The organism is Gluconobacter cerevisiae (assembly GCF_015244675.1).
GTDB classification, from domain to species: domain Bacteria; phylum Pseudomonadota; class Alphaproteobacteria; order Acetobacterales; family Acetobacteraceae; genus Gluconobacter; species Gluconobacter cerevisiae.
The window spans coordinates 1-15,688 of the sequence record NZ_JABCQO010000008.1; the positions used below are offsets into that span (position 1 = coordinate 1).

The window sequence follows — 15,688 nt, forward strand, 5'->3', positions numbered from 1 at the left end:
TGGCGCTCAGACAACAAAAATACCTCACTCACAGGCCTACCCTCCATCGGTAAGCCTGTGAATCACAACCTCTCGCTCAGTTCAATAAATTAATAGGTCCTGAGCCTAGAAGATGATGATATGCACGGCTTGAGGCGGACGGGTGGCCAAGCATACTCTGCCCATTTGTCTATTCCGCGTGATCGCTGGGCTGATGCCGGAAAGGCGTTTGGAACTAAGACAGGCATCAAGCAGGAAGTGGTCCGCTCTCTTGGAACCCGTGAAAAACAGGAAGCCATCAGAAGGCGCGACAAGGCCCTTGCAGCGATGCGAGAGGACTTGACAGGCTGGATGGCTGAAGATCGACTGCTCAATGGGGCGTTTGAGGCCCGGCGGGAGATAGCGGCCACTTCAGACAGGACGGTGGTGACAGGCAGATGGGACCTACCGCCCCTAAACGCCGTCTGATCGAGGGTATGGACTACTTGGAGGATCGAGCGGAACGGCTTGAGAAGGCTGGATAAGGACTCTTCAGGCTATGTGAGGCAGTTCCGGGAAATCGCGCTTGGCGAAAGGACGCCTTTTGCTCTGGTGCTGGATAGATGGATGAAGGATCGGGAGAGTTATGCGTCCCATTCCGTCATTTCTCTGGATCGGGCCACCCTCAACAACTTCGGACACTATCTGGCCGATGTGCAGGACGCCCCCTAAACCGCCTGAGGACCCGATAGCCTTCTTGCGGGCACAGGTGATCGAGGATGTTCCTGATATGGTCCTTGGGGGCTTTGCTGAGTGGCTGATGAACAAGCAGCGTCTCAGCCCCAAGATTGCCGGGAACCGCATCACGCCTCTCAAGGCCATGTGGATCTATGCAATCCAGAATCACATTCTGAAGGGCCCCCAACCCGTGGACGGGCGCTACTGCCGGGTTGAAAAGGAAAGCCGGAAAGAAGGGGGCTGAGCCCCGAGCCTAGGTTCGGCTACACGAGGAAACATGTGTTCAGCGATGATCAAAAGGTCTCTCGTCGCTTGCCGCAAGGTGGCGGATATAGAGATGGCGAAAATCCGAACGCGTATTGACGAAAATGGGCAGGCTCATACCACCGATGACTGGTCCGTCCGCCAGTTCCACAACAGAAAAGCGCGGCAGATCACGCTCCCGTATAGCGCAGAGCGACGGCAGAAGTGGGTAGCTGCGTTCAACGAGCGCAGACAGAATTGTCTCTGGCAGCGCTCCTCCCAGCAATACCGTTTCAGGATCAAAAGCCGTTTCCATAATGGAGACGAGGTAGCGTAAAGTTGCAGCGGCATCTTCAAGCCAATGCATCAGACGGGTATCACGGCGCCGATGCAATTCGGATAGAATTTCTGGAGTCAGTTCTTTGACGGGGACCTCCAGTTGCTGAGCGATGGCGTGAAGCGACAGCAGATCATCAATCACGCCTTTGCCACCAGGAGCAGGAAGCAGACCGAATTCACCAGCATTGCCGTGAACGCCTTTCATCGGCATTGCGTCAGCTACGATGCCTGCTCCGGTACCATAACCAATATAGACAAGAACAAAATTACGCATCGAACCGCCAGATTGATGCAGAAGCGTGCCAACTGCCGCCGCAGTAGCGTCATTTTCCATTAACACTGGTATTTTGAGGCGATCTGCCAGATCAGTCACGGGGTCAAAACCACGCCACTTTTCCCAACCCGGCATACGCATCTCAACTTCGTATTTATCGGCATTGAGCGTCGGTAGCACGAGACCCAAACCCCAGAGGCCCTCCTGCTTAACTCCACTACCCGTCATTAACTGTCCGACCATCCCTACGATAACCGACATGGTCGCAACTGGATCGCTTGTGTCACCAGACCAGTCGACCCGGGCTACGATGTTGAGCAAAAGATCTCCAAGAACTGCAGAAATCCGTCCACGATCCACATGTATGCCAATCGCATATCCAGCTTCCGGGTTAGGAGCGAGATATGTCTGCGGCTGCCCCCGTAAGCCGGTGGAACGTCCCGCTTCCCGAATCAATCCTTGGTCAAGCAGTTCACGGGTAATGCCCGAAATGGTCTGCGGCTTAAGACCGACGCGTTGTGCAATGTCAACACGACTTAGTGGGCCGTTCTGATGAAGTAACTCGAAAACAAGACGACGGTTATAGATACGTGAAAAAGCCTGCCCTGCCCCATCTGGCACATCATGCTCGCTCATTTGACTGCTCCTGCCGTTAATCCGGCCGCGATGCGATGTTGGAAGAGCAAAACAAGTAAAACAGGAGGCACAATTGCAAGGAGAGAGGCAGACATGATGATTCCGAAAGGGAGCTCGAAACGACTAGGAGCAGAAATAAGACCAATGCTTACTGGCAACGTCCGCGCAGAGTCGCTCAGGGTAAAAGTCAGCGCGAAAAGGAATTCATTCCAGCAATTCATAAAAATCAAAAGCCCCGTCGCGACAATGCCAGGCCAGATTAACGGCAAATGAATCATGATCAGGCGCCGCAGTAGCCCACATCCATCGAGAGATGCAGCGTCATCAAGGTCCCGCGGGATGTCACGGAAAAAGCCGGCAAGTAGCCAGATCGCAAAAGGTAGTGCAAAAAAAAGATCAGCAAAAATCAGGCTTTCAAGGCGATTATAGAGCCCAAGCCGGGAAATAAGAGTAAACAGACCCGACAGGAGCGCAATCTGGGGAAGCATTGAACAACCAAGGAGCGACGCAAGCACCAGACTATGACCACGAAAAGACATGCGCCCTAATGCATAAGCTCCAGGAAGTGCCAGAATAAGGGCAATCAGATCCACTGCACCAGCCGATATCAGTGAATTGGCCGCATCTCGCCACCATGTCGGGTCTGACAGTATCTGGCGATAATTATCAAAATCAGGCGTTGCCAGAAGCGCGGCGGAAAAAAGCTGTGGTCCACGCCGAAAGGACGTCACAAGCGCCCAATAAAGTGGAAACACTGTCTGCCCTAATGCTGCAGCAAGAGCTACCCAGCGCCAGGACAGCGAAATCGCACGCATCAGAAGGGCTCTCTGCGCTGCGGCAGGGTAATGCACCGCCAGAACAGGACCACGGTAAGGGTTATGACGCCGAGGGTCGCCAATGCAGCCGCAGCGCCGTAACCCGGTGCTCCAAGCTGTACGATCTGCGTATGAATGAAAACGGATAAAGTCATGCCGTTCATGTCTACACCGTAAAGGACGCTCGAAAGATCAAACATTCTCAGCGCATCAAGCAAACGAAACAGAGCAGCAACTGTCAGCATTGGCCAGATCAGCGGCATGGTGACGTAACGGAAGCACTGCCAGTGCGTCGCGCCATCCATAAGGGCTGCTTCCAGCGCATCCGTTGGTACGGTTTGAAGCCCGGCGAGAGCGAGCAACGTCATGAAGGGTGTTGCCTGCCATATATCGACCACGATCATCGTAGCGAGCATACCATTTGGTCCAGCGGTCCACGCCACACCATGTTTGATCAATCCGCTCTCAAGTAATACGGCATTGATAACGCCGTACTGCTCGTTGAGCATCCAGCTCCATAACCGTGCCGCCACCACGCCAGGAACCGCCCATGGCAGCAGCATAACTGCCAGCACAATCCCCCGGATAACGGTGTTCAACTTCTGAAGGATGACTGCAAAGCCGACGCCAAGAACGGTTTCTACGACTACCGATCCCAGCGCAAAAATAACTGTCGTGCGGACTGATCGCCACCAACTGGAATCTCCCATCATGATCCAGAAATTCTCCAGTGTCGCTCCGGTCTGAGCGGGAACGAAACCGTGCGGATCATGGCTGAAAGCCAGATGTAACGTCTGGATGAACGGCACAAGAACGAGCGCCATAAGCGTCAGCAGTGAGGGCGCCAGTAATACCCATGGTTGCCAAACAAACATTCTGTGTTGCAGAATTTTACGTGACATCCAGTGCCTGTCGCGCCGCCCACGCCGTTAAGGCTGCTCCAATAATCCCTGCCTCTTCCCCCAACCCCGCCACAAGTAGTGGAATATCAGAACAGGACTGCTCCCAGATGTGCGAGCGTATCTGTGTTTCCAGCTTTGTGCGGTAAACACCTGTCGAACAGCCAAGGCCACCCCCAAGAATGATCTTCTCGGGATCGAGCATGTTCACAACCTGGGCAATCAGACGCCCTCCCATTCCGGCGCCATCCGCAATGACACGTAGTGCCATAGGATCCTCCAGTGCCGCCAGTTCCTCTAAGCTGTGTACCCCATGCAGCAATGGTTCGCCCCCACGCTCTTCCCACAGGCGCGCCATGCCAATTCCCGAAGCATAATCCTCAGGAATTGCGGATGCGAGTTCTGAACGGTCCCTCACCGGCACAGCCATTTCAGAACTGGCAAAATGAATCGCAAAACCATGCGCTCCTGCGTAAGGACGTCCCTCAAGGCATAGCGTGTAGCTCATCCCCGAACCAAGGGAGAAATAAGCGAAATTGCTACACCCTCGCCCGGCACCAAATCGGGCTTCGGCAAAAGCTGCCGCGCGGACATCACTCTCTGCCCGAACCGGAGCTCCCGTTATGCTCGACAAACGCTCGATGAGGCCTGGCAGAGGAAAGTTCCAGGCACTCCGGATTTCGCCGTACAGATCCACCAGTTCGGGAACAGCTACGCCGATCGCGGCCGTTGCCCCGTTATGGATACCATCAGGCGGCAGAATAGAATCCAACAGCATGGCAATGTCATCTACAATCCCCTCGCCCGGTGCATTGCGACGGGTCTGAATGCGGCAGACAGGCCCAAGAGTGCCGGTTTCCATGTTGACCCATGCTGCCGCGATCTTGGTCGCTCCAACATCAATCCCAATGGCATAGGAAGAAGATGCCCGCGTTGTCACAGGCCAAGTCGCCGTAGAACGTCACGATTATGTCGAGCAATGGGTAATGGCTTTTCCGGCACACAGGGATACATGTCCTGCTCCACCACAGCAAAACCATCAAAGCGTCGACCTTTAAGAAAAGCTACGACGTCTGCAAAGTCCATGACTCCCTTGTCCAGTTCGCACATGACACCATTCTGAAAGACGTCCATGAAAGGTGTCTGCTCCGCCATGGCTCTCGCATGTATGGCGGCATCCATATTTTTAAAATGATAATACGGGATACGGTCGGCATGAGCACGCATGAAGGCCAAAGCATCCCCGCCTGCATAAGCATGATGGCCAAAATCATAACAGAGTTCGACCAGGTCAGCAGGAGTATCGGCTAACAAGTGCAGAATTTCCTCTTCGCTCTCCACCGCCGTGCCCACATGCGGGTGAAACAGAAGCCGCAACCCATATTCCTGCGAAATAATGCGTCCGGCCTCGGTAATCACACCCATCATGTGACGCCATGTTTCCGGAGAGGCAACGCGAGCCTGTCGGGAAGAATAGACGTCCGAGTCATCCATAAGCAGAAACCACGGCGTATTGGTCGCAACCAGTGTCTCACATAGTGGCTTAATCCGAGCTCGCAGCGTCTGCCAGGCATCCTGCTTCGCAAGTGGATGCACGACAGCCGCACCACACAGCCCAAGATTGCGGGACGCAAGCGCATCCGTCAGTCGGCTGCGATCCGTGGGGAGATATCCCCATGGTCCCAGTTCAGTCCACTCATAGCCAGCCTGCGCCACCTCATCGAGATACCGCTCCCAAGGCGTCTGGCGAGAGTCCTCAGCATACCACACCCCCCAGGCATCCGGGGCCGTTCCAATACGAATGGTCATTGTGTTTTCTCCTCAAGAACATCCTCACCTGCCCGGCTTTCAGACCAACGGCCGCGACGGGCCATAAACTCGAAAATTTCTGAAAGCCGGCGCAAGCTGCCGGCAGCATCCTGCTGTCCACTCAGCGTTTGGTGAAAACTGTTGGCCGCCAGCCACGCCACGCGTGGATAATCCGTTCCGGTCTGAGCCACAGGACGCAGGACGGGACGCGCAAGCGCAGTCCTGATTGTGCTGAGAACCGGCAACGCCGTGAGCACAGCGGGATCGTTGAGGAGTGCGCGACGCGCAGGGATATAAGCCCCCCTAACAACACGCTCGCGCTCAACCTCTGGCGATGTCAAATAGCGCATCAGCGAAAGAGCTTCTTCGGGATGAGGACTATTCCGGGCCATGCCAAGATAGACAGTCCCGTCAACACCACGCGGTGGGTCGGATGCCTTCTCACGCGGCAGAGCTGCAACGCCGACCTTTCCGGCAATCACACTCTGCGGGTCATTGGCCAGAGCCCAGGCATAGACCCAGTTCCGCATAAATACCGCATGGCCAGACTGGAAAGCCCCACGGGCAGCTTCTTCATCATCGGAGAGAACGCCAGAGGGTGAAATCGTACCAATCCATCCCGCGGCACGCTTCATAGCCGCACGAGCCACTCCGTTATCCAGAGTAATCTGCCCATCTCCTGAAACGATGGTTCCACCTTCAGGACCAAACCATTCCAACACGTTGCATACGAGACTTTCTGCCGTACGTCCCTGCCAGACATACCCCCACAATGCGCTGTCTCCACGGGCACGCTCCGCTTTTTGGATCGCATTTGCCTCGGCACCCAGTTCGTCCCAGCTCTGCGGCACAGGAAATCGGTACTTCTCCAACAGGTCCCGTCGATAGAACAGAAGTCCGACATCGCGATACCAGGGTAACGCAACGTCATGGCCCGAACTGACGAACGGGCCAGGCGTCAGGTCATCATCAGCCGCAGCGCGGGGAATAATTCCCAGCCTTGGTGCCAGTGTGCCCAGCCATGTTCCGTCCATAACCAGAACATCAACCATAGGCGACTGCGCGGAAAGTAGCTGTCGATATAGCGGCAGGATCGCACCCCAGTCAGACGGTAGCGGGACAAGCGTCACGGTATTGCCGGTCATGTGTGCCCAAGCCTGTGTCTCGGAGGCACAAAGAGCCATTTCTGCGCCATTCGACGAGCAAAATACCGTAAGATTTTTAGCACGGACGCCAGAAGACAAAATCAGCGCGCATCCTGCCAGAAACACTGATAACCGTCTTTTCATCGCGCGACCTCCCCGGACACACGGGCAGCCGCTACGAACAGACTGGCCGCGGTCAATTGGGCCTGTGCCGAGGGAGTAAAAGGCGTAGCGCTCCAGTCGCTATCGAACTGCGCATCCGGAAACCTGTTAGCCCATAGACGCATACTTTCGTCGGTGAGCCATGTCTTTAAAGCTTCCTGATCTCCGCCAGCAGGCAATGCCGGCACAAGACGGCCTAAAGCCTGCACGAAAATACCGCGGAAAATTCGGCTATCGATATTCATCACTCCCGTAGCCTCGCGAAAGCCTCCATCGAGCATGGTACGTTCACCAATAGCCTGCCGAGCGATATGGGCAGCCTGTAGCAGAAAATAAGGATCCCCTGTCAGCACCGTCAAATTCCGCAAGGCGTCAAGAATGACTCCTTGATTATAGCTATAGGTGGGCGAGCCATTATTAAGACACCGCGCATCAAGACCGTCATTGATTGCATGAGATGTCAGGATCATGCCGCTACCCTCGAACCATCGCCAACTTTTCAATGCCCACTCTTTATAAGAAGCATCCCCGGTCATAACGGACAGACGTGCGGCAACATCTATGAAAAGTTCGTTGGTAATCGCGTTTTTATAGGTGTGCGCATGATCCCACCATACACCACCACCGCAGGCTCCGTCCCAGGCATGCACAGTGAGCCTGCTGAAAATACGGGCCGCATTTTTTAGAGCATTGCGTTGCCGCTCCCGATTCCCATCCTGAACGGCCCAATCCAGTTCTGCTTCTGCGAGCCAGAGATCATCATCATTGCCGTCCAACCCCCGATGATCTGCCAGCAACTCACCGGCAAGTGCGTGAAAGTGCGAATCACCCGAGGCGGCTTCATAGTCCATCAATGTCCCAACAGACACGAAACGCTGCCAGGCATGAAACGCGTCCCCGTCATGATGAGTGTGCAGCTCACGAGCGTAGTGCGCAGACAAAATATCCAGCGCCATTCTGGCCTGCTGCAGAGGGGGCGCTCTCGAAAAATCCACTGTCTTAGCAAGGCAGGAACCCGACCAGAAAATCCACGCAACCATGCCAAAAATTCCCGGCGCCTTTCGAAGAATGCCCGACATCTCCGCCCTCTTTCGTTACGCGACACCGAAAAACAATGAGAGCCTGGAATGCCCTTAAAAGCCTACAGGTCATATTAAATACATAACTCGTATTTATATCCAAATGTTTTTGTAATTTTGTTACAAAATAGTGCTGGTCGATATTTAACACAGGCTTCACACAAATTTTCTCAGAAACATATTAAGCCCACTCGGACAGCGGATTTCCATGTTTATAGAGGGTTCCAGAAGGACGAATCGACAGAACGAAGGGGGCCGTATGTTTCTCCGTTGCATGTTCGAAAGAGAAAAACTTAGATCAAAACATTTGTTTTATAGGCCAAACTCAGAAGCCATAGAGGACAATTCCTCATGTTTTTGATCGCCGAATTTTTCGCCCCTGCCATTGGCAACACCCAATAGGTCCACGTGCGCAGTGCGTGGTTCGTCTCTTTCCTTCAAGAGGGTCCGTTCGATGATATCGTTTAAAAAAGCTCTGACGAGATATCTGATCCCGCTGACGACAGTCGGCGTTATTGCGCCTGCACTGGCGCAGCCAACCTCCCACAAGGTCAGAACTCACAGCAAGAAACAAGAATCGCGTGCCATCAATCTGGCTCGGGGCAAAACGCCGACAGCGCCGGTGTCAAAACCATCGTCTATCCCGCCGCGTCCGCAGATTTTTGCTTCCGCCAGCAAGGCCGAAAGCATCAATGTTACGGGAACGCGTGGCGGGAGCGTTGCAGCAGCCCTTGACGAGCAGCGCCACAGCGTAGGGGTGGCAAGCGTCATGTCGCGTGAGCAACTCGAACAGGCCCCAGAGACAAACCTCTCAGATATTCTGACACGTCTTCCCGGCGTCTCGGCCTATAGCGACATGGGAGGCGCCCAGGCTGCAACAGGAGAGTCTCAGTACATGACCATTCGTGGTCTTGACTCAAGCTACAACGCGTACACCCTGAACGGGGAACGCATCGCTCCAGCCGACCCGTCCACACGCGCCGTATCATTCGATATGCTTGCCCCGTATGGCATCACATCAATTAAAGTATCCAAAAGCACCACGGCCGATATGGATGGCGATGCAATCGGCGGCGCAATCGATATCAGAACCCCCACTGCTTTCGATTTTTCTGGCCCGTATCAGAAAATTACTCTGCAAGGCCAGTTAAACGACAAGGCGGCACAGATTGGTACGCAGGATCTTGGAGGCACCGCGCAGGTAGAATTCGCCCGTCGCTTTGGAAAAGATAATCGCTTTGGTATTTACGCCACGGGCTATTATTCTTCCAAAGGGGTACTGGCAGACGCCGTTGCACCGAATACCTCCTATTCTCCAACGCTTCTGTCACAGTCAGGGGTGACAAGCCTGAACCAGGCATCGCAGCTCTCGACACAGCAATTGAAGTACGATCTCTTCTCCAGTTCCATCAAACGGTATGGTGGCTCTCTTTCGCTCAACTACAAGGGCGATAATCAAGAGTTCTATGCCTTGGGAACTTATGGTCAGTACAATGTCAAAATGGACGATAACCAGATTTCATTGCGCGGCGCAGATTCCGGTTATAATGCCAGCGGAATTTATCAATCCGCAAATGCAACCCGGGGCCAGTATTTTGAAACTGACGACTCAGCCCAGTTGTTAACAACACAGAAAATTGGAGGAATTACTCGCGCCCAGAACTGGACCATCAACTACGACGTGTTCAACAGCTATGGCGTACAATCAAGCCCGAACCAGGTCGAGGCAAGCATGTATGGTAACACAACTGTCAATGGCCCTTTCAATTTTGATGTCGCCAACACAACGTTGCCCCGCGCAGTTGCGTCTTCTGGCGCCCTCGCAGAACTCTACAATCAGAACACCAATAAATTTTGGAAAACACAGGGGCGTGACTCCCAGAGTACGGCGGACATGTTCGGTATTCACGCTGACGCCGCCTATCATTTCCATTTGGATATCCTGAAATCCATCGTCTTCGGCTTTAAAATCAGCGATACCCAACGCCAGTCCTGGCGTCACCCATATTTTCATGACGATAATAATTTCGTTTATGATGGTCCCTTTTTCGGCGGCGAGAGCTGGGCCTACAATAATGCAGCCGGTCCTATGGTCGGCAATATTCCTGGAAAAAATGTCAATGCCTTCGGAGGCGCAGCCGGTGATTTCCGCCTGTTGGACCGGGACTGGGTCAAGAACACGACCGTCCCCCATAAATATCAAAATGACCCCAACGGCGCGGGTAATTACACAAAAAACGATTGGAATGCGAATACCAGTCGTGGATCTGAACGCGTTTACGCGGCCTTTGTTGAACTCAATCTTCAGGCCGGTCCTGTCGATATCCACCCAGGGTTTCGATATGAATATACAGATTTCAGCGGATCACATTGGAAATCCAATGGCGATGATGCGACCGGAGAGTTCATCAATATCAAGCAATCCTACGGTACACCGCTTCCATACCTCAACATCAATTATCGCCCGACAGACCTCAGCGTCCTGCGATTTTCCGTACGTCGCGCCCTTACACGCCCCGCCTTCGGCCTGATCAACGGCGCAACATCGTTAACGCTTGACTCATTGACCAACCGGGTCATTTCCGTATCCCAACCCAACCCAAATCTACGTCCGACTACCGCTACGGTCTTTGATTTCTCAGGAGAGCTTTACAATCATCATTCCGGAGTTGTTTCCGCTTCCATTTATTATAAGCAGATCCAGAAATTTGTTTTTACATCTGTTTCAGGCACGACAAACAGCACGACGCTTGGCGGTAACGTGCCAACCAATGCCTATACCAATAATGGCACCGAATATCAGATGCCTATGAACGGTGGTAGCGCGACATTGGAAGGCATCGAACTGAACGCTCAGCAAACACTCTATTTCCTGCCAGACTGGCTGAGTGGCTTCGGTGTTAATGCAAATATTACACTCCAGCATTCAAATGCCCAGAGTAATATTTCCGGACACCCGAACACGGCACTCCCGCGCGCACCGGAAATGATGTATAATCTCGGGGTATTCTATAATTACGGTCCGATGCACTTCGATCTTAACTACAATTACATTGGAACGCAGCTTCTTAGTGTCAATTCGTCTCTTCCTGATTTCTATCTGCAACCGACACAGCGTCTTGATCTCAGCATGAAATACAAGTTCGGCTGGGGGCTGACAGGAACACTGGCGATGCAGAACCTTTTGAATACGCCTGCTTATTGGGAGACAATGGGTAAAGGTAAGTCCTATCTTGCCTATGATGGTTCAGCTAACGGCGCATTCGTCCAGACTGGGCGCACATATCTCGTAGGATTAACCGGACAGTTTTGATGACGATGTATAAAACGTACCGTTTCTATTGGGGAGTGGCCTTATTGGTCGCTCCTCTTCTTGCAACGATCGGCACGGCAAAAGCTGATAACCCGCTTGATCCCAATAACCTGCGACTGGACCAGTTGCAGGTTATTGGATCCCACAACAGCTATCATTCCGGCGTAGAGCCAGGTATTCTTTCAAGAATACAACAGATCTCTCCTGCCCTCGCAAAACTACTTGACTATAAACATCCGGCTCTTTCGACACAACTTGATCAAGGCATCCGTCAGGTCGAACTCGATATTTACGCTGATAATCACGGCGGCCGGTTTTCAAACCCGCACAATCCTTACGCTCCGACAGAAAAATGGCCTCTTCCGCCGGCAGAAGCAGCGCTCATGCGTCAGCCCGGCTTCAAGGTCATGCATATCCCTGACATAGACCAGCACGCCAACTGCCAGCCGCTTAAGGCCTGCCTTGAGAACATTCGCAACTGGTCTGACGCGCATCCTCATCATATTCCGGTCTTCGTTATTCTTGAAATAGAACAATCCAACGATCTGCCTGGGGCGACACCTGTCGAACTCTTCAATGCCAGAACATTCAATGATCTCGACGCAACGATCCGGTCCATTTTTTCAATACACAACCTTCTGACCCCGGACGACGTGCGTGGAAATGCCACCACGCTTTCGGAAGCCGTACAGGCACACGGGTGGCCAACTTTAGCCCAAAGCCGCGGAAAAGTTATTTTTCTTCTGGATCAACGCAGCAATGGGCCACTTTATCTGGAAGGTCATAAAGGTCTGCGCGGTCGCGTTGCGTTCACCAATGCAGACCCTTCCGCACCTGACGCGGCATTTACCGAACTCAACGATGGTCCTGTTTCCCAGATCACGAAACTGGTCCGGAAACATCTTCTTGTGCGGACAAGAGCAGACGTAAACACTGCTGAAGCGCGCGAGGGAGATCCCGCCCGACCGAATGCCATGCTGGCGAGCGGCGCACAAATTATCAGCACAGATTATCCGAATAGCGAACCAGCACGCTGGAGTGGATACAGGGTCGGCTTTCCAGCCGGTGGGTCTGTGCGCTGTAATCCAGTCACATCTCCTACGGGCTGTGTTTCACGCCTCATAGATGCAGCGGACGCACAAAAACTGTATTTGCGCCGCGTCGTTATGGTTATGCGTCACGGCATACGCTCGGCGTTGCCGGGTCAGGAGCCTGCGACGGCAACTGTTAATGGTGGTTGGCCAAAATGGGAAGTTGCTCCCGGAGACCTGACGCCCCACGGCGCTACAGGCATGCGCGCTCTGGGACAATTTGAACGTCAGTGGCTTAGCGAAAATGGTCTCATTTCAAACGCTGGATGTCCCTCCTCTGAAAAAATCGCAATGCGATCCAATTCGGAGCGGCGAACCATAGCCAGCGCCCAGGCATTCGCGAACGGCTTTGCACCAACCTGTTCCATCACCATCGCGCATCAACCAGAAGGGACGGCAGATCCCCTTTTCTCTCCTCTTGAAGCGGACCCCGCGCGTTTCGATATGCGGACGATCATCTCCCAGTTGCCTGACGCAAACGAGATGTTCGCGCCCCACAAGGACATGTTGAACGCACTTTCAAACATTGTCCGGTGCACTACCGGTTCCTGCGATTTCCTCACAGCACCAAGTCACATAGAAGCGGACAGCACCAATCATGAATTGACACTCTCCGGCCCGATCCGCGACGCCTCATCCATCGCTGAAGCCCTGATGCTGGCCTATCTGGATGGGAAGCCAGAAATAAGCAGCTTCAGCGGAAAACGCATCGACGCCACGACACTGGGGCCACTCTCTGCATTGCATGCAGCGATGCTGAAGACCATCGTACGCCCTCCTGCAATCGGTGAGCCCTTGTCTCGTAACCTGAGACAGCGCATCATCACGGACTTGACTGAAAAAAACGGTCCTGATTATCGCCTGTATGTCGGGCATGATGACACTATAGCCCCCTTACTGGGCCTATTGGATGCGCATATACAAGCACCAGGCTATGCAGCAGATGAAATCCCGGTCGGGTCTGCTTTAGGCTTTGCCCTGTACGATAACGACGTCGGCGCAACCTTCGTCCGCGTATTTTTCCAGTCCCAGACACCGCAAGATCTCCGAACGACACCTGAAACCGCGTGGCCTTCGCTCAGCTTTCCATCAATACCAATCTGCAAAGCTGACACGCATCTCTGCACGATCGACGAACTACTGTTTGCCCTAAAAAGTACTCAGTCACGGAAGCAGTCTCTCTCAGACACAGGACAGAAATAATCATGAAAAAAATCTCTCTTGGCCTGATTGGTGCAGGCGAAGTCGCCCAACTCATTCATCTGCCAATTCTGAAACAATTACAGGATCATTATGCGGTCACAGCATTGTATGATCCCTCTCCTTCTGTTCTGGAGCAGGTCGGAAGCAACTGGAATATCCCTCATCGTTACACGACACTCGATGACCTCCTGTCTGACCCGACCATTGATGCCATCATGGTTCTGAGTCCGGACCAGTTCCATGGGGACCACGCCCGATCTGCTCTGCGGGCCCAAAAGCATGTCTTTCTTGAGAAGCCTGCTTGCCTGACCCTTACGGATCTCAAATCTCTGATTGAAGTAGAACGAGAGAGCAATCAGGTGACGATGGTTGGCTACATGCGCTGTTATGCACCTGCTTTCACACAGGCTCAGTCCCTTCTGAAACACATGGGAGAGACACGCTACGTCCGCGTCCGGGATCTGATCTGCGAAGGACCATGGTTTTTTAACAGCTGGGGCCATGTTGCCACACCGGATGGCGACATAGCAGTTGACCTGATCGATTCAGGCCGCGCTAAACGCCTTGCGGACATGAAAGCTGTCTGTGGAGAAGACGCGTCCCCCGCGATCCTGAAAGCTTATGAAGTTCTGACCGGTTTGGGCATCCATTCTCTTTCAGCCCTCCGCGTATTGATAGGCTCGCCACAAAAGGTTATCTCAGCCCATATCGCGCAGGGTGGAACACAGATCAACGCACTTCTGGACTATGGACAGTTCATAACGAGTTATGAATGCCTGATTGACGACGTCGTTCGGTTCGACGCTACAATTGAAGTCATTTCCGCCCGCGAAAAACTCGATATCTATTACGATACCCCGTATATCCGTAACCTCCCAGGACGTACGGTATTTCAGACGAGCACGGAGACAGATAATACCGTTCAGAATTTCGGTCCTTTCTACAAGGATCCATTCCGTGTCGAACTCGAACATTTCCATGATGCTATCGTCGCAGGCACGCCCGTTTCCACCCCTCTTCAGGACGCGTGGGCTGATCTCGATTTGTGTCAACAGATCATGACAGCGGCTCGAATAAGCACAAAGTAATTTTCGAATTGTCCCAGTTTGAGTTCGGACGTTGAGAAACCGAATCACCGTTGATTGACGTCCTTCGCAGCTTGAATCTGTACTCAACCGGCAGAAATTGATAGTTCTGGATAGTGGACCTGCTAAGGTTTTGTGCCGGTTGACTGAGCGTTTTAAGCTCGCATCGGGGGACATACTAGACCATGGCAGCGCGGATCTGCCAGTACCTGAACCGCAGTCCGACCTGGCCCGGGAGAACGAGCGCCTACGCCAGAAGAACCGCGTTCTGCGGGAGGAAAGTGAAACCTTAAAAAACCGCTACATAGTTTTTCGTGAGCTAAAAGCCATGAGGTTCGCCTTCATCCGGGAGAATTTTGTCCTGAGCAACTCCAATTATGGTCGTCCTCGAATAATTATGAACTCAAGGAGATGGGGCTCGATGTCGAAGAATGTCGCGCGGGGCGGCTGATGAAACTCAACGGGATTCGCCCAGTGCGCACCCTTCACCACAGGGTCACAATTGATAGCCGTCATTCCTTGGTGTTGCAGCCAATATTCTTTACACGATTTCCAGAAGAAACTGACGGAATGTAGGATGATGCATTCATATCTCGGCTACATCACAGCCCTATCGCTTTAGAGACTAAAGCCGCCTAACAGTATCACATACCGGCACAAACCGTAATTAGTCCAAACGCAGGACGTCCTCCTTTGCTCTCGTCTGAATAGGCCAGTGCCTTTTCTATACTAGGGCAGCATATTTCAAAATTTACAGTTCGGGAAAAAGATTAGAATTGGTCGCTAAGCTCATTCAACCGAGTAAGCCGCTCTTCAACACCAAAGAAACCTAGCTGCTTCATACCATCCCTTCACATCTCGCGCGAGAATACTGGTAGCTCTTGGCTCGGAACGCAAAA

At 53.1% G+C, this 15,688-nt stretch carries 11 protein-coding genes and 2 pseudogenes; 5 read left to right on the forward strand and 8 right to left on the reverse strand.

The window, feature by feature from the left end:
* Positions 1 to 486 precede the first annotated feature (486 nt).
* Together HKD21_RS09815 and HKD21_RS09820 are read left to right on the forward strand one after the other, a co-directional pair.
* Positions 487 to 690, forward strand: coding sequence for a hypothetical protein (locus tag HKD21_RS09815; protein WP_194255528.1), 204 nt, complete (start codon positions 487 to 489; stop codon positions 688 to 690).
* On the forward strand, positions 671 to 940 hold the full coding sequence (locus HKD21_RS09820) for a hypothetical protein (RefSeq protein WP_194255529.1): 270 nt from the start codon (positions 671 to 673) through the stop codon (positions 938 to 940). Before HKD21_RS09815 ends, HKD21_RS09820 begins: the two co-directional genes overlap by 20 nt.
* Positions 941 to 979: 39 nt before the next feature.
* On the opposite strand, the gene HKD21_RS09825 is transcribed toward HKD21_RS09820, so the two are convergent.
* The 7 genes and pseudogenes from HKD21_RS09825 to HKD21_RS09855 all read right to left on the reverse strand — a co-directional run bounded on the left by HKD21_RS09825 (position 980) and on the right by HKD21_RS09855 (position 8,097).
* Positions 980 to 2,188, reverse strand: coding sequence for an ROK family transcriptional regulator (locus HKD21_RS09825; protein ID WP_194255530.1), 1,209 nt, complete (start codon positions 2,186 to 2,188; stop codon positions 980 to 982).
* Complete coding sequence (locus HKD21_RS09830) at positions 2,185 to 3,003, reverse strand: carbohydrate ABC transporter permease (protein WP_194255531.1); 819 nt, start codon at positions 3,001 to 3,003, stop codon at positions 2,185 to 2,187. Before HKD21_RS09830 ends, HKD21_RS09825 begins: the two co-directional genes overlap by 4 nt.
* A complete protein-coding gene (locus HKD21_RS09835) occupies positions 3,003 to 3,827 on the reverse strand; it encodes a carbohydrate ABC transporter permease (RefSeq protein ID WP_228121316.1) in 825 nt (274 codons plus the stop codon). The genes HKD21_RS09830 and HKD21_RS09835 overlap by 1 nt, the downstream gene beginning before the upstream one ends.
* 67 nt (positions 3,828 to 3,894) lie before the next feature.
* Complete coding sequence (locus HKD21_RS09840) at positions 3,895 to 4,842, reverse strand: ROK family protein (protein ID WP_194255533.1); 948 nt, start codon at positions 4,840 to 4,842, stop codon at positions 3,895 to 3,897.
* Complete coding sequence (locus HKD21_RS09845) at positions 4,839 to 5,711, reverse strand: sugar phosphate isomerase/epimerase family protein (protein WP_194255534.1); 873 nt, start codon at positions 5,709 to 5,711, stop codon at positions 4,839 to 4,841. Before HKD21_RS09845 ends, HKD21_RS09840 begins: the two co-directional genes overlap by 4 nt.
* A gap of 269 nt (positions 5,712 to 5,980) precedes the next feature.
* A pseudogene (locus HKD21_RS09850) lies at positions 5,981 to 7,000 on the reverse strand (extracellular solute-binding protein); the annotation flags it as partial.
* On the reverse strand, positions 6,997 to 8,097 hold the full coding sequence (locus tag HKD21_RS09855) for a glycoside hydrolase family 76 protein (RefSeq protein ID WP_194255536.1): 1,101 nt from the start codon (positions 8,095 to 8,097) through the stop codon (positions 6,997 to 6,999). The gene HKD21_RS09855 and the pseudogene HKD21_RS09850, both read right to left, overlap by 4 nt.
* A gap of 454 nt (positions 8,098 to 8,551) precedes the next feature.
* Here HKD21_RS09855 and HKD21_RS09860 point away from each other — a divergent pair, with 454 nt between their 5' ends.
* Genes HKD21_RS09860 through HKD21_RS09870 form a run of 3 tightly spaced genes read left to right on the forward strand, consistent with a single transcriptional unit; the run spans position 8,552 to position 14,792 of the window.
* Positions 8,552 to 11,410: a TonB-dependent receptor gene (locus HKD21_RS09860; protein ID WP_194255537.1), complete on the forward strand. Its 2,859-nt coding sequence runs from the start codon at positions 8,552 to 8,554 to the stop codon at positions 11,408 to 11,410.
* Positions 11,410 to 13,704, forward strand: a complete 2,295-nt coding sequence (locus HKD21_RS09865; protein ID WP_194255538.1) for a Ca2+-dependent phosphoinositide-specific phospholipase C — start codon at positions 11,410 to 11,412, stop codon at positions 13,702 to 13,704. The genes HKD21_RS09860 and HKD21_RS09865 overlap by 1 nt, the downstream gene beginning before the upstream one ends.
* Positions 13,705 to 13,706: 2 nt before the next feature.
* Entirely contained in the window at positions 13,707 to 14,792 is a 1,086-nt protein-coding gene (locus HKD21_RS09870) for a Gfo/Idh/MocA family protein (protein ID WP_194255539.1), read from the forward strand.
* Between the two features lie 671 nt (positions 14,793 to 15,463).
* On the opposite strand, the pseudogene HKD21_RS14395 reads toward HKD21_RS09870, so the two are convergent.
* Positions 15,464 to 15,631 (reverse strand): annotated as a pseudogene (locus HKD21_RS14395) (IS5/IS1182 family transposase); the annotation flags it as partial.
* Positions 15,632 to 15,688 lie beyond the last annotated feature (57 nt).